This window comes from Moraxella equi, from assembly GCF_002027555.1.
GTDB classification, from domain to species: domain Bacteria; phylum Pseudomonadota; class Gammaproteobacteria; order Pseudomonadales; family Moraxellaceae; genus Moraxella; species Moraxella equi.
In genome coordinates this window covers 25,384-49,372 of sequence record NZ_MXAP01000097.1, presented here as the reverse complement: position 1 = coordinate 49,372, position 23,989 = coordinate 25,384, and the positions used below count along the sequence as shown (strand labels likewise).

Genomic DNA, 23,989 nt, shown 5'->3' with positions numbered 1-23,989 from the left:
ACCAGACTCTCTGCTGTTTTGTCCATCTCACCATTTAGGCGTTTGAGTTCATTAACGCCTTTATCTACCCCCTGTGCGACATCATCGCCAATGTTTTTGGCACTCTTTGCTACTTGCTTGGCACGGTCTGATGTCTCATCTAGGGCTTGACTTAGCCCCAATGCCGACTGCTGACTGTCAAGCCACGCCTGCTGTGTGGCATTACCACTTGTCTCAATGCTTTTTTGCACTTTTTGTAGGGCTTCTTGCAACTGCTCGCTACTGGCTTGACCGCTATTTTTAACCAATTCAAACATTTGTATTTGCTTTTGGGCGGTTGCTTCGGCTTCGGCTTGGCTGATAATACCAAGCTCTTTAAACGCTCGGGCGGTCTCGTCAAGCAAGGCAGGGGTTTTGTTTAGCTTGTCATTGATGGCATCTAGCCCACTTTCCACCTGCTCGGTGGATAATTTGCCATCTCGCCCGAATTCAACGTACAGTTGGCGGACGGTGTCAATCTCTTTTTGGCTTTTTGCCCCTTCAAGCAGTTTGTCAAGGCTTGCCAAAATCAGACTGCCTGCGTCCATACCTGCCTGTTTTAGCTCGTTGTAACCGTCTGCCACTTGGCGGACTTGCTCGGCATTGGCAGAAAAAGCAGAGTTAATCTCATTGAGTGCCAATTTGACATCAACGCCTAGTCCTTTGGCGGCGTTTAGGGCAGAGTCTTTTAGCGACAGCCCCACCTGCTCGCTACTTTTTGCCACGTCATTTAGGGCGGTAACGCTAACCTTACCAGCTTCTGAGATTGCCACGGCAAAGCCTTGGGCGGACAGTTCAGCCTTTAACTGCTCGTCCGCTATGCCTTTGTTGGCTTTGATGGCACTTTCGGCATACGCCAGCACCGCATCATGCTTTTTCTTTTCAAGGTCTTGGCGTGTCTTAGTGCTTGCCTGCTCGGCACTATCAAGCTCAGCTAGTGCGTTTAAATGGTGCTGTACACGCTCATCATCATTTGCTTGTCTGGCAAGTTTTAATCCCTCTTCAAGCGTTTGGCGTTCGGCAAAAAAGTTACGCTCCTTTAAAAAAAACTCTTGCCACGCCTGCGTTTTGTCTGCTAAGGTTTGTTTGTGGTCTGCGACACTTTCGGCATTGCGTTGTTGTTCGGTTTTGTTAATCTCATCAATCGCTTGCACCACTTTTGATTGAAAATTTAACGCCAACTCATTGGCACGACCCATTGATTTTTCAGCGGCTGCAAACAAACGGTCAGCCGCCAATTCAGACTGTTTGGCAAGGTCTTCAAATCCCAAAAACTCGGCAACTTTGGCTCTTAGTGTTGACATACCGCCTGCCAAAAATTGCAGACTACCCACCAACAAATTAAAAGCAATGCTTACCCCCGTTGCACCGTCTGACAATAACCCCAAACTCAATTGTAAGGCGTGTAGTCCTGCATCCAAACTACTGACTTCTTTTTGCCCGTCTGTAAAGGCAGTAAACATGGGTGTAACGCTATCAAGCACCGATTTAAACGCACTCCAAGCCGTCTCACCCATATCGCCAATGGATTTTGCTAGGTCTTTAACGGTATCATAAGCAAGCGATAGCGTGCGTTTTAGCTCATCAATGGTGCTGTCATCAATCTGTGATAGTTTGTCGCTAAACCAGGTAATGCCTTCGCCAACATCGTTAAAGACGTTTTTTAGCCATGCTAAATTATCGCCTATCGTTTGCAAGGCTTTGACAACAACAGCACTTGCCCCGCTTTCGGTGTTAAACTCGCCCACCACGATTTGCCATTGCGTTTTAATATTTTGCATGGCTTGACCGATTGTGGTCGGAAATTTGGCAAACTTCTCTTCAATCGCCCCTGCTTGTTGTTGCAGGGCGTTTACCACCACCTGAGCGGACAGCTTGCCCTCACCTGCCATAGTGCGAAGCTCGCCCGTGGTTACGTTTAGCGAATTGGCAAGGGCGGTCATAATCTCAGGGGACTGCTCGGCGATTGAGTTAAACTCATCGCCACGGAGTACCCCACTTGCCAAAGCTTGCGATAGCTGGGTAATGCTTGCTTCGGCGGCAGCGGCAGAACCACCGCTTAGACTAATGGCTTGCTGGATTGTTTTGGTCAAATCAAGGCTTTGTTGCTGTGTCAGCCCCATTTGCTTGCCTGTTTCGTGAATTTTCGCAAATAATTGAGCCGTGGCGGTCAAATCAGCATTGGTGGCAAGGGCGATTTGTTGCACGCCTGCCATTGCCTCTTGCACATTGCCCGTCTCGCCAACAGCAACGGCAATCCTTGCCGATAGCGTGCTATAAGCATCCGCAGTCTCGGCAAGCTCTTTGACACCCAAGCCAATACCCAACGCCGCCAACGCCCCTGATAGTTTGTCAATGCCTGTACGGGCGGTATTTGTTACCGAGCCAAGCTGTTCGGTAGCCTGTTTTGTTTTTTGTAATTTTTCTTGTGCTGTACCTGCATTTTTGCCAAGTTTTTGCATCTGGGTGCCTGTGTCTGACAACTCACGGTCTAATTTGTGAGAATTACCGACAACCTCTGTCATTGATGTACCAAGGCTTTCAAAATACTCACGTAAACGGCGTACCTGTTGCCCTTGTTCACGTGTATTTAAATTATCAAAAGAGTTGGCAAGCTGTTCATAACGTTGTCGTAAATTGGTAACCGAACCCCCAGCCTGCTCAATTGTATTGATTAGCTCATTGATATTGTGTAGCCCTTGACGACCCGTGCCAATATTAGCCACCGCCTGTGCAAATGTTTTGGTTGTTTGGGCGGTCTGATTTAGCCCCTCCTTTAACTGCTTAATCTCTTGTTCAGCGGTCTCAATGCCCTTAGTGTCGCTCTTAAACGCAATGTCGTAACTTAAATCTGCCATAAAAACTCCAATAAAAAAACCGCCCCAATTGGAGCGGTTTTGTAAAAAAACCAATTATTTAAACTCGTTTGCCATCTCGTCAAAGTCACAGTAATGCGTGTCTGACAGATACTCGGCAATGTCAAGCAAGGTTTCGCTATACGCCCCATTTTTCTTGGCAAGGGTGATGAGCGTACTTACCCAATGCAAGTTTTCACGGGCAAGAGAGGCAATGTCGTGTTTACTCATGTGGTCGTAGCTCATTTTGCACCTCCAAACTCAACAAATGGCAAAAATGGTTGGGCTTTGGCGAGTAAATCCGACAGCTTGCCCTTTAAGGTTGGCTTAGTCTGCTTGCCATGTATTGCCAAGTATCGCCCTGCTTCTGATAAGTTACCGTCAATATTTTTGAGCAAAATAGACGTTTGGGTGATTTGTGCGGTGAGCGATTGGGCAGATTGTAGGGCTTGCTTTTCACATTGGATAAAGTAACGGCGGATTTCACGACCTTTGGTATTTTTCTCAACCATTGCAAGCTCTTTTGCCATATCTAGGGTGATGTGGTATTGAACGCTTTTTCTACCAGTTTTGGGTTTTACTAAATTTTCAGTAAAACTAACGTAGTCTTGGTTTTTGACAAAGCCATATTCAGAAATACGACTTTTAATCCAATCGTTAAAGCGAGTTTGCACACCCAAAAATTTATGCAAATCACGAGCATTGCACAACATTTCAGCAGATTGGTTAATTTCGCCATTAAAGACGGTTACAAATTGCCCTTGATTTTCAAGGGGCTTTTGTGGTACATTAGTCATTAGACATCTCCATAACGGTTGTGTTTAAAGCAGACATTTCATCTTGGCGGACGGTGTCTGCTTTTTCGTTTAGTAAGTTTTCTTGCATTAAGGCAAGTTTGAGATAGTGAACAAACTGACCACGAATAGAACGATGTTCAATCTTGGCTTGGCGTTTTACAATCGCTGTAAGTTCATCATCAAAAGAACAGGTGTACATAATAGCTCCTATTTTTGCCCTTAACTTAGTAAGTTTTACTAAGTTTTAGTATTTTAAAACTTATTAAAACTATTGTCAAGGGGTTTTTATGTCCAAAAATTTTGCCCAAGCACTCAAGCACCATCGCTCAAACAAGCAACTTAGCCAAAGCGAGCTTGCTGGTCGTGTTGGTCTGTCCCAAAAACAAATATCCGACTATGAGCTTGGCAACTCAAAGCCACGCCAAGCCACACTTATCAAGATTTTGCAAGTGTTGGGGTTAAATGAACACGAATTTTTCAACACCCCCCACATAATGTTGTCTTCTTGGGGTGACAGAGATGATGATTTGGTTGAATATATTGGTAATGACGGTAAAAAAATAATTTTGCCACACCACCATCAACGCAACCCCAAAAATACGATTGTTTACACATATTATGGCGATTCAATGTTTCCTACGTTAAGAGATGGGGATTTGTTGCTTGTTAATACTCTGTCTCCCTTATTCTATGGGGATTTGTATTTGGTAGAAATACATGGCATTGAATCTGTTTGTCGCATATATCCTGCCGATGATGGCAAATTGTTGTTTAAAAAAGACAATCCACTCTACCACGATTTCACAATGAACACATCAGAAGTAAAAATCTTGGGCAGGGTGGATTTTCGACAAGGGTTTTTATAACACTAAACGGTCATAAGACCGTTTTTTTATAACGATTTCACGCATTTTTTCCGTCTTTGGGATTTTTGCTTACTAAAAAACCCACTCATTGAGTGGGTTTTTTAGATACTATAATAATTAGTTGTCATAGCCACATTGTGAACAAGAACCTTTTCTTCCGCCACCAATATCTGCTGTCATTGCCTTACCAAACAATGCAAGCGGTAAGGTAATAAACCCGATACCGACAAACAATAGGCAAATGTGCATAACCCAGTTGATTTTTCTGGTTTCTTTGTAGTGCAATGTTTTTTTGTTGCAATTCTCACACCATGCAAGTGTTTGTTCTATCTGTTTAGCCATGTCTGTTGCCCTTTTGTGAATGAATGTTAATATTATAAACAATTCACAATAGAATGCAACCCCCTAAACCGTAAAAAACTTAAGCACCACCCTAAAATAATCATCAAGATTGGGGCTGTTAAACTCTTTTAGCGGTGTTGCCTCAATCGGTGTTTGGCTATGGTCAAACATCACACTCACTTTTTTGGTCTGTCCGTCCGCTTCATATTCCATGATAAACGTGGTTTCAATCAGATTTGCCCATTCGTGTAGCTCATTGACCACTTGACGAGTAATCACGCCCATGTCATCTTGTGATTGCAGGGTTAAAGGCTTTCCTGCCTTTCTGGTGCCTTGTTGCACGTCCAACGCCCCTGTGAGCGTGTAGTCTGTCTTTGATACCACCGCTGACCAGTTTAGGTCATCAATGGGGTATAAATCGTAAGGCAATTCAATGGTTTGCCCTGTTTTTTCGTTGATAAGTCTCATGTTACCACCATTTGATTGCGTTGATAAATCCGCCCAATACAAAAATGGTTAGACACACCACGAGCCAATTTATCAAAAATCTCACTTTTGGCGAATTTTCGTATTTTTCTAACATACCAGCCACCATTGCAATAATTTCAGACATTTGTTATAATAACCTCATTCGATTTGCTAAGATTGAAAATAAAACCCCAAACCGCCACAGTTTGGGGTTTTTGCTTGTTTAGTCTAGGTACACGATACGACCAAGTCCGCCAAGTTTAGCATCCTCTTGTTTTTTGGTGTCAGCAAGGCACGAACCATTGATTTGTAGCTCGCCCAGCTCCTCATTAATAAAACCCATGTTACCATTGGCTGATGGCTTAAATCGCCACAATTCCACCGCCATTTTTTTGTTGTCAATGCTATTGACACCTTCAAATAAAAAGTAGTATTCAGCATTGGCGGGCAAACTGAAAATCACGCTAGACTTCATCGCCCCTTCGGTGAAAGTGGCTTTGACAGGTTGGGCAATGTCATCTAATGACAAGACGGTCAAGACACCAAATTTCTCATCAAGCGTATAATGCTTGCCTTTTTCTAATGGCTTACTGTTATCGTCTTTTAGACTGACTTCAGACAGATTAAAGCCATCCAGTTTAACCTTATCGCCCACTTTGAGTGTGGCAAGTGGTGTGTCGCTGACCGTTCTGCCTTCTAGCTCAGTAACTTCGGCTTGGAATGCCAACGCCACATCGTTCTTGGTTTGCTCATTCATGGTCATCTCAACCGTCACCCCTTTACCCTTTTCAATTTCCAGCACATCTTGGCGTTTGCCCGTCTTGCTTTCTTTGATTTTGGTGGTCTCGGTGCTAATACCGATATTTAGGGCGGTTAGGTTGCCAAGCTCAGTAAGTGCTGTTGCTTTGCCATCAATCAAGCGGGCAAGATTCGCCTTGCCTTGCAAGGATAAAAATTCATAAGCCATATAAGCTCCTATAAATGAAAAACCGCCCAAAAGGCGGTTTAATGATTAAAAAAATTTAAACAAACATCTGTATCTCAAACAAAAACGGAAAATAGCCAAACCCACTACTACTGCCGACATTCACAGGGCAATCCACCCGCTTAAAATGCTTAAACTTAGCAAGTTTAGGGTCAAAACCCTGCATGCACTTTAAAATCTGCAAAATAAACGGGTTGGCAAGCTCACGCAGGCTGTTGGTGTTGCCACCTTGTGCCATAGGGTCGGTGAGTTTTAGCACGATGAGCCATTGTTGGTATTGCACATTCAACGCCCCCTTTGCTGAGATTTCGCCCATTCTATCGCCGTAGTAGATGACCGAAACGGACGGTGTGGTGTTGCTGTTATCCAGCATATCATCGATGTCAAAGGGTGTATCAACTGCCAACAACCCCTCCACATTGTCTGTGAGGTGTGCAACCAAAACAGGCTCAACTTCAAAATAATTAATCATGCGACAAATGCCCCCGAAATAAATGCTGTTTTTTCCTCTTGCTCATCGCCCCCAAAATCTAATTTGACCTTGCCAGAGGCAACATCTTTAAGCCATGCCAAAATGTCATCATAATCTTGGCGGACGGTGGCGGTTGGTTTGTCTTTGTATAGATAGTACCGTGCCACCACCGCACACGCTCGCTCCACAGAGGCAGGAATGGACGGCAGGGGCAAACGGTAATTACTGGCGATATAGCCGTTTACAAATTGCACCGCATCATCAATGGCTTTATTCACCGCTTGTGGGTCTTTGATGTTTTTCTCTAACCGCTCAATCTCATACTCACCAAAGCGGTCATTTAAATCACTTCTTGTAATCATTTTTTCACCCGATAAGTTACGGACTGGCGAAGTTGCCCTGTATCAACCAGCGGTCTTGATGAGCCTTTTTGCTTAATGGTTTTTTGGCGATAACGGTGTAAAGGTTGCTGTAACCATAAAGTCTTGCACATCTTTTACCGCTTCTTGCCCGACATAATGCCAAGTTTGCGTGGCGGTCTTTCGCCCACGCACAATCGGCAAAAATGACCCACCTGCCAATTTTAGGTACTTGCCACGGTTCTTTTTTAGGGCAGGATAAACAAACATACGCTTTGGCGTGTGCCTTGTGCCGTGTTCGTGTATGCCTGCTAGATTGCCCATCGTAATAGGTCGCTTACCTGCATGTCGTTCATTGCCAAAATAGCCTACACGTACCCGAGCGGTGTAACCCCTGGCGGTAGTCATAATACGGCTAAGTAGCTTGGTGTCGCTTATCACAACAGATGTTGTAATCATGGGGATTCTGCCGTTTTGGGCTTAGGTTCGGCTTTTGGCTTAGGGGCGGTTTCGTCCACCTTGACCAGCTCGCCATTGGCTAACATGGCTTTACCAAAGCCACTATTTAGCAAAAACGCCTCATCACCATCAGACAAATCAACAGTCATACCTTTGATAAGGGCAATCCCTTCAATAGACACACGGTGATGTTCACCATCATATTGATATTTTGGCATAATCATCTCTCTTTTTAAGTTGTAAAAAAACCCAAAACCATGACGATTTTGGGTTTGGGTTATGGACTTGGGGTTATTTATTTTTTGACATCATAATAACGCATACTGTCAATGCGTTTTAGCCACACGCCTTGATACAGGTAACTGCCCGGGGTGTACAAGTCTAGGTCTTTGGCTTGCGTTGGCTGGAATTGTAGCTCCTGCGGAATACGCATTTCAAGACAACTTGGGTCTTTGCGATACGCCACGATACGGTCGGCTTTGGTATCGCCCACGCCATTGCCCCGTTTGTTTGAAACGATGTTCATGGTACGACCTTCAAGCACCGCCTCATTATTTTTCTTGACAAAATCAAGCACCGTCATAGGGTTATGCTCACTAAGCACACGGCTAGACAGCACACGAGAGACAGACGTTGGCAAAATAATGGTATCAATGTCAATACCCGTTTCGTCCGCCGTGTCCAATGCGTCATAAATCACGGTGTTAAAAAAGTCTAGGATTTGGGTGTGGTTGGCGGTAGCAAAATCAATGGTTTTAGCAGTTTTTGCTACGCCTGTTTGGTTATAAAAGCCTTTTAGTCCTGTTTCGGGTTCGCCAAGCCACGCAATATCACTCATGTGTTTTTCAAAGCCCAGTCGGGCGGCTGCGATTTTGTCAGCTTCAAGGCTAACCCCCATCGCCAACGCCGTTGCCACTTCCATGACGCTAAACTGATAGCCAATCGCCCCTGCCTTGATGTTTAAACTCACTTCGTCATAAATAACCTCAGCAAGCGGAATATCACCACCCGTGCCAGCAAATGCCTTGCCACGCCCTACGCCTTGCTTTCTTTGTAGTACATGAGAAGTGCCGACCACGCCACCAAAATTATTTTTAACAGGGATAAATTTGGCGTAACTCATTGCCTCCGTCATTTGTGGGGTCATGGCGTTGTAGCTTTCCACCTGCACAAATAGCTTTGCCAATGCGTCCAAATTGAACGCATCGCCCACTTTGGCTTGCATGACCCCTGCAATGGGGGCAAGGCGTAGTTTCATCTGTTGGATTTTATCCATTTTACACTCCCAAAATCTCAATGATTGTTAAATTTTTACTGCCAACGCTCGGCTGACCAAATCGCAAGCCTTTGAGCGGTGTGTCGGCTGTACTCAATTTGCCTTGTGCGTCTGCACCGACAACGGCGGTCAAATCAGTAACGGCGGTTTTGACCTCTGCCCAAATCTTACCCTTGACCATCACAGGGACAATATCGCCTTTTTGGTAAACTTCATCATTGCCGTTTTTACCTGTCTTGCCGATGTTGTGTAGCACCACCACCCCCACAAAGCCAGCGTTGGCATTTTGCACGGTGGTACAGCCTTTTTTATCAGCGGTGAGATAAATGGGTGAGCCGTCCTTGACAGGATAAGTTGGCTCAACCATCAAGGGCAAGCTCAGTACTTCTTCGGGGGCGGATTTGACCCGTTGCCCTGCTAATGCGATAGCGTCATCACCTTTTAAAGCTGGATTAAACACAATTACTCTCCTTTCCACATGGTTGATTTGTCAAATGTTTTTTCATCGGGCTTTTTATCGCCCACATTCATATCGGCAAGCAAGGTATCAGTTGCCACCGTTTGACGGTCAGCTGTTGCCACCAGTGCTTTAAAGGCGGTGTCAATGTCCGCTTGGCTTGCCGTCTTGACATCGCCCACAATGGCTTTGACCAATGCTTCATCTGCTTTTGCACTCACGATTTCACGTTTGATTTGTTCCACCGTTTTGCCGTCCGCCACGATTTGTGGATTTAAGGCTTTGGCATCGTCAAGGGTCTTGGCACGGTCAGCCACCAACTTTTCCACCTGCTCAGGTGTGATTTGATTGGCTTTTAGCGTGGCGTTTTCGTCAAGCAAGGCTTGCTTATCCGCCACCAGTTTATCAATCGTGGCTTGCATGGCTTTGTGTTCGCTCAAATTAAAGGCGGTATCACCAATGTTAATCTCGCCTTGTTGTAGGGCGGTCAATTCTGCCGTTTGATTGTTAATGGCTTGGGCAAGCGTGTTATCGCCCACGTCAAATTCAAGATTACCGATTTTTACTTTCATAAAATCCTCACGGTTAAAGTTTAGGTTAAAATTACTGTCGCCAATGTAGCAGTCCGACCCACAACGCCCCTCACGCACCACAGCGATGTGGTCGGCTTCCATGGCTTGCCACTTGCCGTGGTAGTTCTCGCCTGTGTCGGTTGTGCCGTTTGTCATGTCAAGGCTTGCCGAGTAGCCAAGCGATATTTGGCGGACGTTGTCATACTCAATCGCATCAATCGCCCAGTTGTCTTTGATAATCAAATCCGCCACCAAATACCCATTTTCTTCACGCACATTTTTGGCGGTGCCAATGACGTGTTGTCTATAATTGTTGGCGTTGATTTGATTGCCGTCTGGGTGGTGCATGGTAACGTCCGCCCCCATAAAGCCGTCAATGACCTGCTCACTAAACAGTACGTCAGCAGGGGTGTAGATATTGACAATGTCGGTAGGCGTAAAGCCGTCCAATTCGCCAATCTCGCCTGCGTAATACTGCTTAACCATAGGTTTTGCCAAAGTTACGCCTTGGCAAATCATAAACCCTTGTGGGGTTTTGATGCGTTTTGTGGGTTTTAGGTCAATAATTTGAAAAAGTTTCATCACCCATTTTCCAATAAAAAAACCCAAGTAAAAACTTGGGTTTGCCAATAAAAAAGCCCTGTATGACAGGGCTAAATCAATCATCTAAGCGAATGTCGGAAATTTTACCAGTGCCTATACGCAAAGTTGCCACAGTACCAGCCACCTTATTTAAATGCGGGTCATCTGGAAAGTAAACGCTAACCTCCTCTTCAAAGTATTGGTTGGATTTACTATCGCCAATATAAGAATGGTTAGGCTCGATAATTGATGTTAATTCAATCACGCCATTGCTATCTTGTTGCATAGAAACAACCTTACGAACTAAATTATTTTGTAGTAGTATTTCTTGCTCATCATAATAATTTAATTCAGTAATGTCAATTCCTTTTACACCACTTTTGACAAGAGTTTTGTGAATAACTGGAATATTACCATGCTTTACTGCTCCGATTGCAAACTGTTTTGCCAAATCAAGCTTGAGAGTGTTTGAATTGTAAGATTGTTCCACAAACTCAGGCGTACCCCCTTTATTGAGTGTTTTCTCAATTAAAGAAACCTGTTCCTGTGGCAATCCAACGCCACGAAATAGAACAATCGGTTCTTTTATCACAGCCCTTTCATCAGAAAACAGTTGTTTTATTAAACTTTCTGCTTTATCAGTTGCATTTTTCATCTCAAGGCGTTTATCATCTGCCAAAAAGGGGTTTTTGCGATATCTATCCACCAAATAACTACTGTCAATTGACCAGTGATGAATTGCCCACGCTGGCGGAATTTCTTTACCTTCGGCAATCAGGCGTTTCATCAGTCTTTCTGACTTTCTCAAACCCATAATACCACCCGTCCAACCTTTTGCACCATCTACTCCATGTGGCAAATCCAATCTCGTTAAATCGCCCATGTTATCAGTGATTAAACTTGATGAGTTTGCCAAAACAGATTTAATGGCGGATTGTTGTTGTTTTAGGATTTTATCAATTTGGGAATTTAAATCCGCACCGCCCTTAACAGCTTCCTGCTCCGCCATCACCTCCTCAGGCGATTTTCCGCCCAATAAATGCTCGGTATAAGGCTCTGCCACACAGCGACAACGTATCGCTTGCCCTGCGTGTCCGTCATCTGGTGGATTGTCCCATGCGATGAGTTTACCGTCCCTTAGGCGGTGGCTATGGCGTACACGCTCATCACGGCTTGTCCGCCAAGTGTAATGCGTAATGCCTAGCCGTTGTTGGCGGATTTGCGACAATCGGCTATTGATTTTGGCTAATTGGTCGGAAGCTATCAGCTCAGCACGGTTTCTGGTGATATTGTGGATTTTTTGTAATTCGTCTGCCAATGTCTTATTTAGCTCGCCATTTTGTAAGCCTGTCAGCACCGCCAGCTCTACCCTGTCTAGGTATTGCTTAGGGATTGACTTAATCAGGGCAACGTTTGCCCCAATCGCTTCATTGACTGCTTGCTCAATGTCTTCATCGTTCATTATCCCTGTCAAATCAATGCCTGTTTGCTTAAATAGCATATCAGACAACTGCCTATCGCTTGCCTTTTTTTGCTCGCCCACAATCTTTTTGGCGATTTGTTCGGCAAGGCTTGCCACCTTGTCTTTGATTTGCCTAGAAAAGTTGGCAAAAGCACTTGTAAAGCGGTCAAATAAGCCGTCCGCCACCGCCACGCCATCGCCAATGTGCGGTGTCATGATGACATTAAGCTCATCAAGGGTCGCCTTGTGCATTTCATCAATCAACCCATTTAGGGCGGTCAAATACAGCACTTCGGTTTTTTTTGACACAAAAATCGGACGGCTTTTGCCTTTACGACCTTTTTTATGGCGTGTCGCCTGTGTTAAAATCAGTTGCAATTGAGTCAGCATTTAACCGCTCCAAAAGTTTGATATGAGTGTCATCAATCACGGTGTAGGTCTTTTCTTCAACAAGCTGTTTGGCGATTTGGGACTCTGTGATAATCCCCAATTCAAGGTAAATCTTGTGGCGTTCGGCGTGGTTTTTTTCCACTTCTGACAAGGTTTTTTCGTCAATCTGCCAAAGCGGATTAAAGTGTAAATCAGCCGTCAGCCCCAAATACCCACACACAATATCCAATAAATCATCAAACAACGGCTTTAAATACAAACTCTGATAGCTTGCCACCATGTCATAATAATTTGCTGTGTCGTGTTCGCCCGTGGCGTTCATGCCAGCAGGGGACTGCCCAAACAAAATCGTATAAGGTATGTCGCACGCCCCTGCGGTCTGTATGGCAAATTCACGCATCAGCTCAGGCAATCCACCAAAACTGTATGCCTTGCTGTCATACTCTTCTTCTTTGTCAAGGACAAGCATACCGTTGTTTGACTTCATCATATTGACCAGAGAAAAACGCTTAAAGACGTTGTCGCTGTTCATCTCAATCTGTGTTGCCAAATCAGGCGTTCTTATCACATCAATCTTGCTTTCGTGGACAAGGCTTGACGCATTGTTATTCACCTTTGCAAAACGCAACAGCTCATCATAGACTTTTTGTAGCACCGACACCCCGTCTTGCCACTCAATGACGAGTACTCGGCTATGGTGTACCAAGCCTAGCGTATTTTGTAGATTGTGGATTTGATAAAATCTAGGTTTATCAAAAAACCCGCCTGCCTGTGAAGCAGGTAGATAGTCCGATGTTGGCGATAACTGCTTGACCGACAACGCTTTGATATAACTTAGCCCTTTGGCGGTGTTTAGTGGCTTGGTCAAATCATCGTTATCATGGCTAGCAAGTAAGATATACGCCTTACCATAAAGCCTTGCCCATGAGACTGCCTGTGCCAAATGCGTATCGGCTTTTAGCCGTTTTAGCTCGGCATTGAGTCGTGTCAATGATGACCCTGCTACCCCTGTAAAATAATAGCCCTTACGGAACATATCTTGGGTGGGGCGGTTGATAATCTTGCCCGCCACCCAGTCGGATTGATAGATATTATCAAGCTCATACACCGATTTTGGCACAAAAAAAGCAAACCTATCATGGCTTGCTTTGTCTTGGTTTGTACCCAGTTTTGATACCAAATTGACAAGGGTACTATCGGCAATTTGTAATAATTGTTTTAGCATTATTGCACCACATCAAAAACAGATTTACCACGCCCACGGATAAGCGGTTCTAACGCATAACGCAAGGCATCGGCATAATGGTTGTCCTTGTCATCGGGGATAGCAGTAATCTCGCCAAAGCGGTCTTTTTTAAAGCTATATGCCACAAGTTCAGCACGGCAACTGTCCGCTTGTGGGTGTATCACGATTTGGCGAAACCCTTGTAAGTAAGCGATACCGTCTTCAATAGACCCTTTCCACTTATGACAAGGCTTGATAAGTGGCACGCCTTCGCCCTTGACCTTGCTTATCGTCTCGGGGCGTGCGTTATCGGCACGACTGGTAAATGTCGCAATATTAGGGGCGGATTTTAATAGCCATTCGGCGGTGTCGTTAAGCTCAAGCCCCACTTTACTATTGGCGTGATAAATATACAGCACGTTGTCTTTGACATAGCACTCGACCACGGCGGTTGGGTCATTACTAAACCCCCAATCCACGCCAATCAACGGCTCGCCAAAAGTTTTATCAAGGCTAAACTCATAACTGACAATCTTTTTAGCTAAGATACTGGCATCGGATATTTGCAAAAACTCACCGTCCCAAATCCAGCGATACCGCCCCATGTCCCCCAATAAATCACGCCTGCGGACATTATCCAGCGACTTAGGAAACCACGGATTGTCCTGCCAACCGATTTTTATCACAAGTTTGCTGTCATGGGGCGATTTGACAAAAATTTGATAAGTAGGGTCATCTGCAAAACGTGGGTTAAACACCACATAAATGCGTGTGTTGCCATAACGGGGCGTGGGCAATAAAATATCCCAACTGCCCTGCGAGACGTTCTCAGCTTCGTCCACCAACACCACACGCAGACGATCAATAGATTTAATGGCGGTTACGTTGTGTTTTAACCCTGCAAAGATAAACCTTGCCCCTGTTTTTTTGTTGGTAATCTCATGCTTAAAAATCTCAAAATCCCCAAGCAAGCCCAGTCGCTCAATGGCACTGACCAGCATAGAAAAAATACTGTCATTGATAGATTTTTGCACTTCACGGCAACACAGTATCACACCGTCATCAATGTAGCTTTCTAATATGCCAAGGTTGGCAAGGGCTTGCGATTTTGCCCCACCACGTCCGCCATACATGACAATGGTATCATAAATAGCCTGTGATAGGTTGTCAAAGGCGGGCAATAGCTTAGTCGGTGTCTGTATCTGCATTTGGGGCAACCCCGACAATGTTAAAAATTGGCTTACTCATTGAGCCGTCCGATGAGATGTTATCCACGACTTTTTTGTCCGACCACGCCCCCACTTGAATGTGTCTGCCAAGCAATTCTAGGTTTTTGACTTTGTCGGGGAATTTGATTTTTTTAACAAATCCGCCTGTGGCGTTTTCTACAATCTCAAATGATGATAGATTTAACCGCCATTCTTTTGACCATTCGGAAATCGGCTTAAAATTGCCTGTTTCGTCCAAGATGTCGGCGATGTCCAATTGGTCAATCTGCACCAAACGATTTAAGACATAATCAGCGTTGATTTGAGTGCGGTTTTGGCGTTCGTTCATTGCTTGTTGGATGGCAGTCTGAACTGAAGTTTTCTGAAGTAGCTGATACCCCATTTGTTCTGCGGTTTTCTCGCTATACCCTGCACGAATACAGGCTTGCGTGGCGTTTAGGTCAATCAAATATTCATCAACAAATCGCTGTTGTTTTGGCGTAAGTTTCGCCATTGCTTACGCTCCTTTTAAAAATATATTTATTTAAAATTGCCAACTCTTTGGCAGATTGTTCGCTAATTAAGCGATGACATTCACGCATAAAATTTGACATACAATCAACCCATTAAAGGCGTTGGGCGTAACGGCTCGCTACACAATAACAGTCATTCGGACTTACCATCTTGCCCAACAAAAAAGCCACAACCGTTTAGATTGCAGCTTTTTTCAAGTATGCCATAATTATACCCCCTGCTGTCGCAAAAATCAAGGGTTTTTTTAACTATTTTTTTGGCTACGACGGCAAGCACAGATACCCTACACAGTCAAACCGTGTAGGGTGTTTTTTTAAGATTGTGGTTAGGCAGCCAATTCTAACAATTCTTTGCCAAAAAACGCAGGCAACCGCTCGGCTTTGGCTTGGCTGTAGTCGGTGGCTTTTTCTACCATTTCTAATAGGAAAAATTCCATCGGCTCATCATCGCCATATTTTAGCACATTACGGATAATCAGCCGTTCGGTGGCTTGCATTGCTCGGCTGTACTGCTCACTCATTCTAAAAATGCGTTCAAGCTCGCTAGCAATAATGGGCAAATGTTCACGGCTAAATTTCTGTGGGCTTTTGACCCCTGTTACCGCTCTTAACCTTGCCCAAATGGCAAATCCTGCGGATTTTTGCATTTTAAAGTTGTTTTCACACAGCCATACAAGGCGTTTTAGGTTTGTCCAGTCTTTGTCAGATAGCGTGTTGGATTGGGGCTTGCCAAGGCAGGGAATATGTTCGCCTTTGGTCATACGGTCAAAGGCACGGATAACCATCAAATGAAACTTGGCACTAATCCACATTGCATAAGCATAGACCAACTCACGGCAAACATAACTGCCTTGTTGTTTGCCTTTACCGACAACCGTATGATAGGCAATGGCGTTTTCGCTTTCTATTTCAGCAATGAGTTCTTGGGTTTGTTGGTTGCGTAGAAAGCGAAATGGCTTGTGTTTTTCTTCGCTACCACTGGCTTTATGCAAATCATTTAGAGAATACAAGCCATTAACTTGATTGATGATAAAGTCGGCTTGGGTAGGGATAGAGATAATTAAGTTCATTACGAACTCCTATGTTAACTTTCTGAAATTACCCTGTAAAGGGTGCTAGGGGGTTCAGAAGCCGAACATAGACGGCTGGGATTATTCGTGTATTGCTACCTTATTTCTCCGCCCCCCTAACATAATTTGCAATCCTAGAATTCTGGGAGTGAAACTTGAAAGGGCTTGTTTTGAATTTTAAGGACACCAAATTTGGTGTTCTTAAATTTTAGGCATAAAAAATCGCCTGTCTTTCGTGGGCGATTAACGCTATGTTGTTCGGTTCTGACACCTTGCATACATAATACAAAAAACCACTTGATAAGTCAAGCGGTTTTTTGGGTCAATCAAAATTTTTTATCAATTTTCCTTGTCCATTTGTGCTATGCGTTCCAAATATTTCTCGTATTGTTGTCTCACATAACCTGCAATGACTTCATACATCATTCTGTACTCGTCCATAGGTTCAGTTTCAACCATCATTTCTTCTGCCCGCTCTGGGTCGTGTTGGCTAAGTTTAACGACTTCATTGAGTTGGTTTAGATAAGTTAAATTATCCATAATATTATCGCCTTGTATATTCCAGAACGCCAATTCTGACATCGGATTGTGCCGATGTGGGTATATCATAGCCCATCATTCGCCCTTTGTCAAATAAAAAAATCCACCCAAAACGAGCGGATTTTTTAGATATATATATTGACAAATTATCTAAGTCAATATATAATATGTGCTATCTAGCAAGGGTTGCTAGGTAGGTGCTAGTGACTAGCACTAGCGGTAAACATAAGGAGTTGGACGATGACCACACTAGTCAAAATCATCGCCCTAATAATCCTGCTCTTAATCGCTACACCAGCGTATTAAACAGGTAACCCGAAAGTAGCGGCAACTACTGGGGGTTTGGTTAGGGGGCTAACCCTTAACCACTCCTTATCTTTATTATGCCATTTAATTTGAAAAAATCAAGGGGTATTTTATGACAATTAAGACATCAAAAGCTCAATTAAACGCCATCAAAAAAAATACCAACAAAGCCCTAGAAGATGTGCGAGTGCTACTAGGTCAATACGACACCGAAGCCTATGAAGCCCTACAAAAAATCAAAGCCCACCACAACGGCAACCGTGCAGGGGCGATAAAGCAAGCCATCATCGAGTATGCCAAACGCTTAGAACAAGGGGCTTGATTGGTACACTCTCCACACCCTGCCAAGGTCATTTAATCTTATTTATCCAAGCACTAATCGCATTGGAGGCAAAGACGGCAAGGGTGGTATTTTTTAGGTTGTCTGGCTGTTTTTTATCAATGAATATTTTTATACACAATGCGCTTTGCCTGCTCAAGCATTCTTGCCACCGCCGAATGATGCACAAACCGCTTCCTACTGTCGGTATCATCCATACCCACTTGATGCGGATATTCTAAGGGGGTTAAATACCGCCTTGATATTTGCCGATAGCTCCAGCCAAGTACATAATGGGCAAACAACACATTGTACAGCACCACATACTCACGGCGAAGCTTGCACACTGCTTTATCCACCGCTAGTGCTTCTTCGTCTGTGATGTTGGGCTCATTGTAGCTGCCATAGCTTACTGCGCCATTGGCACGCATAAAGGCAAGCAGGGGCGTGTTGTGCTTATCATAGCCGCTATGCCTTGACCATATGCCCCATTCACGGATTAAGTTTTTCATCGTCCACCCCATCAAACCACATCAAAAACATTAAACAACAAACAGCATGGGCAAGGTGCGGTAGTCCACTCTCGCCATCTACCATCTCGCCTGCCCACCACGCATTCAAATGCCTATGACAGGCGTTAAAATACCGCTCACGGGCGTTTGGCACGGTTTTCCAGTTATCCATCCCATACTTGTTCGCCCCAAATTCTAAGACCGCCACCACCTGCCACAAAGGGGTGGACGGTAGTAGGCTAAATCTTGGCTTTTGGCTGTCGTGTTTTTGTCCGCTCATCTCTCAACTCCAATTTTCTTAAATTCGCTAATAAACTCGTCCCACGCCATAACTGCCGCCTTGTCATTGATGACCACCGTTACCGTATCTGATTTTCGGTCATAATCAATCACTTTGGCAATATCGCCTTTGTCGTTTGTGTAGTAAGTCATTTTTTAATTACCCTTTTGCATTCATAAATTTTATTGCCAACAAAGAAACCACCCAACTTTTCGCATTCGTTGGCAATATAAAAATGGGCATATTGATAGCCAACAAAGAAACCAATAACCAAAAACAATAAACGAATCATCTCACCCACTCCAATTCCTGCGGTGTCGTAACCTTAAAGCCATTCGCCACCGCCCATAATTCAATCTTTGTCAAATACTCGGCAAATTGTTTGGTATTTGCCTTTGTTGTGCTGATATTTTTAATCACACTCATTGCGACATTTTCATAAAGCGTGTCATTGATTACACCCTTACACCGCTTAATGCTTTGTGCCATCTCGGCAAATTCGCCATCATCTCGTGCGTAAATACGAGCCAAAAATAAGCGTTTAAAAAACATATGCCACCATTCATCATCTTGCCCATTTTGGCTTTCTAGTTCGTGCAACCAGCTCCAATAAATGCGATTCTGTGCGTTACTTCGTGCCTTGTCGTCATCAATGCCAATCGTTACCACGACATTATGCGGTGTGTTTAGGTTGTCCGCTACGGCTTGATGAATCGCTTGAAAGCAGTTCTCGGCAACATCGGCATTGATAAGGCGGTAGGATTGATTTTTCATAAGAAAATTTGATATAGAATATGAAGTGAAGCAAGCATTAAGATAATAAGCACATTTGAAAAACCCAAAGTTACTTTTTCTGCTATTGTAAATTTTTTATAGACACTAAAATCCGCATAGCTAGGATTACATAAAATACATTTAATCATTAACCCAAAGTTTAAGATTAATAACATTTCAATATAATTCAAAATCGGCAAAGCAAATAACCCGCTCATATCTTGATAAACCAAATAAATCAAGTAGGCTTTAATTAAATAACAAACAATCCAAAAAATAATCATCATAACAAACACCTTTAAAATAAATTAAAATAAATTCTCAGTTGGGTTATCCTGCTCATTTAACACAGAATTAACAAACTCAAGTTTTCTCAAAAACCACGCCTTAGCCCGTTCACGGTTTCATCCTTGATAAGTGTCCAACTCTTGATGGCATTTTCGGCACAATGGAATAGTGTACTCATCATCGGACTTAGTCCCCATTCCCTTGCCAAATTCTGCCCAATTAGCGTGGCAAGGGTCGCTTGGTGGTGGGGCGTGGCATTGGACACAGGGCAGGGATTTTAGGCGGTCAAGTCGGTTCATTTTTTTTCATCCTTGTTGGCATAAGGCTCTAATAGTTGGCGTAATTTCATCCATTCATCCGCACTGGTTTCTACAATCTCGCCATTTTCAAAGCCTGTATTGCCATAATGCTCTACCAATTCATTTAAAGCCTTTTCCATATCAAACCCCATCGCATAGCCCACACCGACTGCCGAAATAATTTGATTGCAAAGATATAGCAACACTTCTGCATTTTCGCCCTTGGTAAAGTTTTGTGTATATTTCAACATAAAGGGAGTTAAATCTTTATATCTCTTGGCGTTGATAAGAACACCATTGCGACAACTATGACCCCTGGTGTCAATGCCAATAATAACCGTAAGCAGTTTGTAAAATTCTTGCAAATGGCAACCAATTTGAAAACAACCATCTGTCTCTGTAACAGTTGGCTTTGACTTTTTATGCAATTCTAAAATTTTCTCAATCATTTTTTTAATCTCACGTCTAAAATCATCTTGTTTTTTGGGTTTTTTGCTCATTTTGTAGCCTCCAAATACGCCTTAATCTCATCAATTGCCCCAGTTGCCCCATACGCCACCACCGCTTTGTAACCCTGTGCATTTAGGCGGTCAATCATCGCTTGTTGCAAATCCGATACTTTGCCTGCCTGTCGTGTTTTGCCGTCTTTTGTCCGACCTTTGGGACGTTTAAGCTCAATAAATAGCCCGTGATAGCCCCCGTGCGGGATAAATAAAAACAAATCAGGAAACCCTGCCTTTGTTCCCATTCGTCTAAAATTCGCCCCTTCTCGCCCACTTCTTGCCCCACCGTTGGGGCTGTGGTGCAGGTAGTCAGCAAGTTTGCCATCTGCCCATTTTTGCCATCTTGCCCATGTGATGATGGCTTTTTGTTCACTGTCTTCGCTCATGCCAACACATCCATTTTGTTTAATCCAAACAGGCTGTGCACAAACTCATCACTGGCTAATTGCTTGGACGGCTCGCTTGGGGCGTGGGTGATGGCAATGGGGGCGATGTACCGCTCGCATTTGACCTTGTTTACCACCAGTTCATGCACAATCATCTCGTAATGGTCTTTGAAGGCACTGTGGGCGGTTATCTCAATTTTTGCGTTGTATTTCATTTCATTAAACAAAAAGGCGGTTTTGTCATAGGCTTGTTTTTCCGCTACGCTGATTTGGTGATTGTGGTTTTTAAGCCAAGACAAGATGTTTGCTAATGCCCCGTTTTTGCTGATGTAGCTGTCGGCGATGACGTCGGTGTTATCAAAGCCATCAATGCCCTTGCACCATTTGGCAAACAAAGCAGGGTCAGGGCAATAGCCCATTTGACGCACTTTGTCTAAGCCAATATTTAATTCTGCTTGGTTAAGTCCTTGTGTGCAAAAACGAAAACCAGCCACAACCTCAGCCGTTGCCAATCCACCAAAGGTTTTTTCAAAACTTCTTGGGACAATCGCTTTAACCAGGGCGGTTAGGTGTTCGGCGTTGCTGATGGGGGTTAGATTATTCATGATTGACTCCAATAGTGGCTGGTTGATGAAAATTTTGCTCAAATGGGAAATCGCCAAATTCATTGACTGGGGCATTTTGTGCTAACTGCCGTAATTCATCCATTCTGTTTGTTGGTTGCTGATTAAAATGAGTTTGTTTCGGTTGCTGACGATTAAAATACCAATCAGCTTTAAAACTTTGCCAACCTGCATCAATACAAAATTCCAACGCAGAATTTAAATTGATATTTGCCAAAGCAGATTGCTTAACAATCATTTTAACTGCTGTGATGGTTAATTTTGTTTTTCTAGTGGCAATAAAATCATTCACCACTTGATAATCCAAATTATCAAATAACCAATCGCCCAAATTTGGAATATTTTCAAAATCATCATTTGAGAAATTAAAATCAGATAATTTTAAATTCATCAAATCATCAGCAGTTAATTTATCATTTAATGATTTTGATTTTTTAACCGATGAAGTCGTTTTTGGTTTTTTGGCATTTTGATGATTTTCATCAGTTTGCGTCTCGTGCGTGTGCGTGTCATACTCATTGTATTTCTCTTTAGTGTTTTTAATATAATGTATTTCTGTATGTTCATTTTTTGAACCAGCTTCTTGTTCATTTTTTGAACCAGTTGGTTCATTTTTTGAACTAGTGCATTTTTTGACTGGTTCATTTTTTGAACCACAAAAATCATCATTTAAGCGGTATTCGCTCATTGATTTTTCATTGCCTTTTTGAACAGAAATTAACCCAATTTCTAGTAATTCATCGATTGCTTTGCTGACTGTTGCACGATGATTTATTCCAGTATATTTTTGGATTTGCGAATAACTGATGCGGTCAGCTTCTTTGTGCCAACCGCGGGTTTTGCGGACGATGAGCAAATATATTTTGCACGCATTACCGCTAAGCTTGCAAAGCATCTCATCAACGAATGCGTTTGGTAGCTGAAAACTGTTTGCGATGAATTTGCTCATTTTGCACCACCTAGCAGAGTTTCAAAATAAAAAGGTTTTTCAACAATAGGTAGTTCAATACCAATATCAAGCAATTTTTTAGCGACATTTGGTAGGATAATACCGTAAAGAACAGAATTAGAAACTGCTAATGAAAATCTAAAATAATCCATATCACTTTTACCTTTAATTGAATTACAACGCTTACAAGATGAAATTAGATTTTCAACACTATTGTCTAGCACCTTATATTTTGGAATAAAGTGGTCTATACGCATATCCGAAACAGACTCTAAATCTATACCACAATAAGCACATTTTTTATGATGAGACTTCCACAATTCATGTCTGAAATGACCAGTAAAGCTAACAGAGCCTTTCTCTATTTTTTTGATGATTTCATTTTGACTCATCTGCGAAATAATACTGTTGTCTCTTGCTTGATTTGGGTGCATTGCTTTGAAGCTCATTTTTTCTCTCCCATGATTTTAAAACCTGCTTGTAAGGTCTTGCCAAAAGTCCAATTTGTATTTTGGCGTAAGATATCAATCACTTCACGCAAACTCATATTGGCAGGATTTAAGGCGATGTAATCATCAATGCTAATCACGCCTTGTTTTTTTAACAGCTTTTTGACCGCTCGGACGGTCTGCTCTTTGGTCTTTTTTCTTTTGGGCTTTTTGATTTTTGTGATTTCGGATATGCCATGCTCGGCTATCCATTCATCGATGATCGATTGGGGCGTGCCTTTGGGGCGGTAGTAGTCAGAGTATTGCTTAATCATGCGACAACCCCTTCATTAGCAAGTTTCTCAATCACCCATGCTTCGCCCTTGTGCGTAAATAGGGCTTGGTCATACCCTGCTTCGCTTTGTTTCATCTCGCCGAGACCTCTGGCGATAAACCATAAATTAAAGGTGCGTGCGTTGCGTTTGACGGATTTGTTATACACGCCAAAGTCATCAAGTAGCTTGTTTAGTTTGACCGCCGACAGTCCGACCTTTGCCCCAACCTGTGAAGCATTGACTAGGTTCTTACGGTCAGCCACAAGGTCATAATGAGCAACTTTGGGGGCATCTAGTTTGGCTTGTTGTTCTAGGGCGATTTTGGCTTTTTCGGCTTGTTCTCGCTTTTCAAATTCAGCAGCCCATGCACGAGCTGCTTCAGCAGGATTTGAAAAATCGGGCAAAACAAGGCTTGTTGCTTTTTCCAACTCTTGCCAACGACGATTAATACGAATACGCACATCAGCACGATAGCCTGTAATTAGGTCAATGCACTGCTCTTTGGTCAATAAGTATTCACGATATTGCTGATTGCCTGTGTTGGGCGTGGTGTAATACCCTTGCCCAACTTTGGGCAACCCCATTTTTTCGTAGGTTTCATTTAAAGTATCAATATCACGCAATACATGGCGATGTTCTTTTTCGCACAATGTGGCAATCTCACGACTTGACATCTTTTGAAAATTGCCTTGAATTTGGGGTAAATTTGTCATATAATAGACTCCGTTGTTTGTTAGAATGACACCGTCCGTTGTAACTTCCAAAAAAGTTAATCCGAACGATGGACACCGCCCCTAGTGACTGCTAGGGGTTTTTGTTTGGGTGGCTTTTAGCTCGCCATTGGTTTTTACTTCAAAACTCGCCTGCGTGCGAAATGGAATACCTTGCTTTTTCCATTTCCATAGGGCAACTCTTGAGATTTGAATTTTTTCACAAAGTTGCGATTGTGTTTTGCAACCATAAAAATCCATTAAATCTTGTACAGTCATTATACTAACCTTAGTTGATAAAAATTAGTTACATAAGTTAGCACATTTTTAGAAAAAAGTAA

The 23,989-nt window shown here is 43.2% G+C and carries 36 protein-coding genes; 2 read left to right on the top strand and 34 right to left on the bottom strand.

The genetic code is table 11. From position 1 onward, the window contains the following. The 4 genes from B5J93_RS09620 to B5J93_RS09605 all read right to left on the bottom strand — a co-directional run. The coding region (locus B5J93_RS09620) for a tape measure protein (protein ID WP_143823526.1) at positions 1 to 2,876 on the bottom strand (2,876 nt) is incomplete at its 3' end. 54 nt (positions 2,877 to 2,930) lie between these two features. Continuing rightward, the gene (locus tag B5J93_RS09615; RefSeq protein WP_079326196.1) at positions 2,931 to 3,119 is read right to left on the bottom strand and encodes a hypothetical protein; all 189 of its coding nucleotides are present in this window, start codon (positions 3,117 to 3,119) and stop codon (positions 2,931 to 2,933) included. Further along, a complete protein-coding gene (locus tag B5J93_RS09610; RefSeq protein WP_079326195.1) occupies positions 3,116 to 3,670 on the bottom strand; it encodes an antA/AntB antirepressor family protein in 555 nt (184 codons plus the stop codon). Before B5J93_RS09610 ends, B5J93_RS09615 begins: the two co-directional genes overlap by 4 nt. Further along, on the bottom strand, positions 3,663 to 3,869 hold the full coding sequence (locus B5J93_RS09605) for a TA system antitoxin ParD family protein (RefSeq protein ID WP_079326194.1): 207 nt from the start codon (positions 3,867 to 3,869) through the stop codon (positions 3,663 to 3,665). Before B5J93_RS09605 ends, B5J93_RS09610 begins: the two co-directional genes overlap by 8 nt. 88 nt (positions 3,870 to 3,957) lie before the next feature. Here B5J93_RS09605 and B5J93_RS09600 point away from each other — a divergent pair, with 88 nt between their 5' ends. Further along, on the top strand, positions 3,958 to 4,536 hold the full coding sequence (locus tag B5J93_RS09600; protein WP_079326193.1) for a LexA family transcriptional regulator: 579 nt from the start codon (positions 3,958 to 3,960) through the stop codon (positions 4,534 to 4,536). A 117-nt stretch (positions 4,537 to 4,653) separates the two neighbouring features. Here the strand turns inward: B5J93_RS09600 and B5J93_RS09595 are convergent, their stop codons facing one another. From B5J93_RS09595 to B5J93_RS09520, 16 genes are all read right to left on the bottom strand, one after another. Beyond that, the gene (locus tag B5J93_RS09595) at positions 4,654 to 4,878 is read right to left on the bottom strand and encodes a hypothetical protein (RefSeq protein WP_079326192.1); all 225 of its coding nucleotides are present in this window, start codon (positions 4,876 to 4,878) and stop codon (positions 4,654 to 4,656) included. A gap of 63 nt (positions 4,879 to 4,941) precedes the next feature. Beyond that, positions 4,942 to 5,346 (bottom strand): hypothetical protein, encoded by a 405-nt coding sequence (locus tag B5J93_RS09590; protein ID WP_079326191.1) that lies wholly within the window; start codon positions 5,344 to 5,346, stop codon positions 4,942 to 4,944. A gap of 223 nt (positions 5,347 to 5,569) precedes the next feature. Next, complete coding sequence (locus B5J93_RS09585) at positions 5,570 to 6,313, bottom strand: phage tail tube protein (protein WP_079326190.1); 744 nt, start codon at positions 6,311 to 6,313, stop codon at positions 5,570 to 5,572. 55 nt (positions 6,314 to 6,368) lie between these two features. Further along, entirely contained in the window at positions 6,369 to 6,803 is a 435-nt protein-coding gene (locus B5J93_RS09580) for a phage tail terminator protein (RefSeq protein WP_079326189.1), read from the bottom strand. Continuing rightward, on the bottom strand, positions 6,800 to 7,165 hold the full coding sequence (locus B5J93_RS09575; RefSeq protein WP_079326188.1) for a gp436 family protein: 366 nt from the start codon (positions 7,163 to 7,165) through the stop codon (positions 6,800 to 6,802). The genes B5J93_RS09580 and B5J93_RS09575 overlap by 4 nt, the downstream gene beginning before the upstream one ends. A gap of 72 nt (positions 7,166 to 7,237) precedes the next feature. Continuing rightward, on the bottom strand, positions 7,238 to 7,621 hold the full coding sequence (locus tag B5J93_RS09570; protein ID WP_079326187.1) for a hypothetical protein: 384 nt from the start codon (positions 7,619 to 7,621) through the stop codon (positions 7,238 to 7,240). Continuing rightward, positions 7,618 to 7,839 (bottom strand): hypothetical protein, encoded by a 222-nt coding sequence (locus B5J93_RS09565; protein WP_079326186.1) that lies wholly within the window; start codon positions 7,837 to 7,839, stop codon positions 7,618 to 7,620. The genes B5J93_RS09570 and B5J93_RS09565 overlap by 4 nt, the downstream gene beginning before the upstream one ends. Positions 7,840 to 7,916: 77 nt before the next feature. Then, positions 7,917 to 8,897: a major capsid family protein gene (locus B5J93_RS09560; protein WP_079326185.1), complete on the bottom strand. Its 981-nt coding sequence runs from the start codon at positions 8,895 to 8,897 to the stop codon at positions 7,917 to 7,919. A gap of 1 nt (position 8,898) precedes the next feature. Then, positions 8,899 to 9,357: a structural cement protein Gp24 gene (locus tag B5J93_RS09555; protein WP_079326184.1), complete on the bottom strand. Its 459-nt coding sequence runs from the start codon at positions 9,355 to 9,357 to the stop codon at positions 8,899 to 8,901. Positions 9,358 to 9,359: 2 nt separating this feature from the next. Next, a complete protein-coding gene (locus tag B5J93_RS09550) occupies positions 9,360 to 10,508 on the bottom strand; it encodes a DUF2213 domain-containing protein (protein ID WP_158080728.1) in 1,149 nt (382 codons plus the stop codon). Between the two features lie 76 nt (positions 10,509 to 10,584). Next, positions 10,585 to 12,360, bottom strand: coding sequence for a phage minor head protein (locus B5J93_RS09545; RefSeq protein WP_079326182.1), 1,776 nt, complete (start codon positions 12,358 to 12,360; stop codon positions 10,585 to 10,587). Beyond that, complete coding sequence (locus B5J93_RS09540) at positions 12,314 to 13,585, bottom strand: DUF1073 domain-containing protein (RefSeq protein ID WP_079326181.1); 1,272 nt, start codon at positions 13,583 to 13,585, stop codon at positions 12,314 to 12,316. The genes B5J93_RS09545 and B5J93_RS09540 overlap by 47 nt, the downstream gene beginning before the upstream one ends. Continuing rightward, positions 13,585 to 14,793, bottom strand: a complete 1,209-nt coding sequence (locus tag B5J93_RS09535; protein WP_079326180.1) for a PBSX family phage terminase large subunit — start codon at positions 14,791 to 14,793, stop codon at positions 13,585 to 13,587. Before B5J93_RS09535 ends, B5J93_RS09540 begins: the two co-directional genes overlap by 1 nt. Continuing rightward, positions 14,771 to 15,307, bottom strand: coding sequence for a terminase small subunit (locus B5J93_RS09530; protein ID WP_079326179.1), 537 nt, complete (start codon positions 15,305 to 15,307; stop codon positions 14,771 to 14,773). The genes B5J93_RS09535 and B5J93_RS09530 overlap by 23 nt, the downstream gene beginning before the upstream one ends. Positions 15,308 to 15,652: 345 nt before the next feature. Continuing rightward, positions 15,653 to 16,396, bottom strand: coding sequence for a KilA-N domain-containing protein (locus tag B5J93_RS09525; RefSeq protein ID WP_079326178.1), 744 nt, complete (start codon positions 16,394 to 16,396; stop codon positions 15,653 to 15,655). Positions 16,397 to 16,735: 339 nt separating this feature from the next. After that, entirely contained in the window at positions 16,736 to 17,005 is a 270-nt protein-coding gene (locus B5J93_RS09520; RefSeq protein ID WP_143823525.1) for a hypothetical protein, read from the bottom strand. A 349-nt stretch (positions 17,006 to 17,354) separates the two neighbouring features. On the opposite strand from B5J93_RS09520, the gene B5J93_RS09515 reads away from it, so the two are divergent. Next, complete coding sequence (locus B5J93_RS09515) at positions 17,355 to 17,564, top strand: hypothetical protein (protein WP_079326176.1); 210 nt, start codon at positions 17,355 to 17,357, stop codon at positions 17,562 to 17,564. A gap of 116 nt (positions 17,565 to 17,680) precedes the next feature. On the opposite strand, the gene B5J93_RS09510 is transcribed toward B5J93_RS09515, so the two are convergent. The 14 genes from B5J93_RS09510 to B5J93_RS09450 form a co-directional block, all read right to left on the bottom strand. Continuing rightward, positions 17,681 to 18,073 (bottom strand): antiterminator Q family protein, encoded by a 393-nt coding sequence (locus B5J93_RS09510; RefSeq protein ID WP_158080727.1) that lies wholly within the window; start codon positions 18,071 to 18,073, stop codon positions 17,681 to 17,683. Continuing rightward, on the bottom strand, positions 18,054 to 18,353 hold the full coding sequence (locus tag B5J93_RS09505) for a dATP/dGTP diphosphohydrolase domain-containing protein (RefSeq protein ID WP_079326174.1): 300 nt from the start codon (positions 18,351 to 18,353) through the stop codon (positions 18,054 to 18,056). The genes B5J93_RS09510 and B5J93_RS09505 overlap by 20 nt, the downstream gene beginning before the upstream one ends. Next, positions 18,350 to 18,505 carry a hypothetical protein gene (locus B5J93_RS13555; protein WP_158080726.1) on the bottom strand — a complete coding sequence of 52 codons (156 nt, stop codon included), beginning with the start codon at positions 18,503 to 18,505 and terminating at the stop codon, positions 18,350 to 18,352. The genes B5J93_RS09505 and B5J93_RS13555 overlap by 4 nt, the downstream gene beginning before the upstream one ends. A 136-nt stretch (positions 18,506 to 18,641) precedes the next feature. Beyond that, a complete protein-coding gene (locus tag B5J93_RS09500; RefSeq protein ID WP_079326173.1) occupies positions 18,642 to 19,127 on the bottom strand; it encodes a recombination protein NinB in 486 nt (161 codons plus the stop codon). Then, positions 19,124 to 19,414 (bottom strand): hypothetical protein, encoded by a 291-nt coding sequence (locus B5J93_RS09495; protein ID WP_079326172.1) that lies wholly within the window; start codon positions 19,412 to 19,414, stop codon positions 19,124 to 19,126. Before B5J93_RS09495 ends, B5J93_RS09500 begins: the two co-directional genes overlap by 4 nt. Positions 19,415 to 19,531: 117 nt before the next feature. Further along, the gene (locus B5J93_RS09490) at positions 19,532 to 19,714 is read right to left on the bottom strand and encodes a DUF968 domain-containing protein (protein ID WP_079326171.1); all 183 of its coding nucleotides are present in this window, start codon (positions 19,712 to 19,714) and stop codon (positions 19,532 to 19,534) included. Continuing rightward, entirely contained in the window at positions 19,711 to 20,163 is a 453-nt protein-coding gene (locus B5J93_RS09485) for a hypothetical protein (protein WP_143823524.1), read from the bottom strand. The genes B5J93_RS09490 and B5J93_RS09485 overlap by 4 nt, the downstream gene beginning before the upstream one ends. Positions 20,164 to 20,210: 47 nt before the next feature. After that, positions 20,211 to 20,603: a VRR-NUC domain-containing protein gene (locus B5J93_RS09480; protein ID WP_079326169.1), complete on the bottom strand. Its 393-nt coding sequence runs from the start codon at positions 20,601 to 20,603 to the stop codon at positions 20,211 to 20,213. Further along, complete coding sequence (locus B5J93_RS09475) at positions 20,600 to 21,208, bottom strand: hypothetical protein (protein ID WP_079326168.1); 609 nt, start codon at positions 21,206 to 21,208, stop codon at positions 20,600 to 20,602. The genes B5J93_RS09480 and B5J93_RS09475 overlap by 4 nt, the downstream gene beginning before the upstream one ends. After that, positions 21,201 to 22,175 (bottom strand): replication protein, encoded by a 975-nt coding sequence (locus tag B5J93_RS09470; protein WP_079326167.1) that lies wholly within the window; start codon positions 22,173 to 22,175, stop codon positions 21,201 to 21,203. Before B5J93_RS09470 ends, B5J93_RS09475 begins: the two co-directional genes overlap by 8 nt. Continuing rightward, positions 22,172 to 22,624, bottom strand: coding sequence for an HNH endonuclease (locus tag B5J93_RS09465; protein WP_079326166.1), 453 nt, complete (start codon positions 22,622 to 22,624; stop codon positions 22,172 to 22,174). The genes B5J93_RS09470 and B5J93_RS09465 overlap by 4 nt, the downstream gene beginning before the upstream one ends. Beyond that, entirely contained in the window at positions 22,621 to 22,938 is a 318-nt protein-coding gene (locus B5J93_RS09460; RefSeq protein WP_079326165.1) for a hypothetical protein, read from the bottom strand. Before B5J93_RS09460 ends, B5J93_RS09465 begins: the two co-directional genes overlap by 4 nt. After that, positions 22,935 to 23,651, bottom strand: coding sequence for a Rha family transcriptional regulator (locus tag B5J93_RS09455; RefSeq protein WP_079326164.1), 717 nt, complete (start codon positions 23,649 to 23,651; stop codon positions 22,935 to 22,937). Before B5J93_RS09455 ends, B5J93_RS09460 begins: the two co-directional genes overlap by 4 nt. 81 nt (positions 23,652 to 23,732) lie before the next feature. Then, positions 23,733 to 23,927, bottom strand: coding sequence for a hypothetical protein (locus B5J93_RS09450; protein WP_079326163.1), 195 nt, complete (start codon positions 23,925 to 23,927; stop codon positions 23,733 to 23,735). Between the last annotated feature and the right edge of the window lie 62 nt (positions 23,928 to 23,989).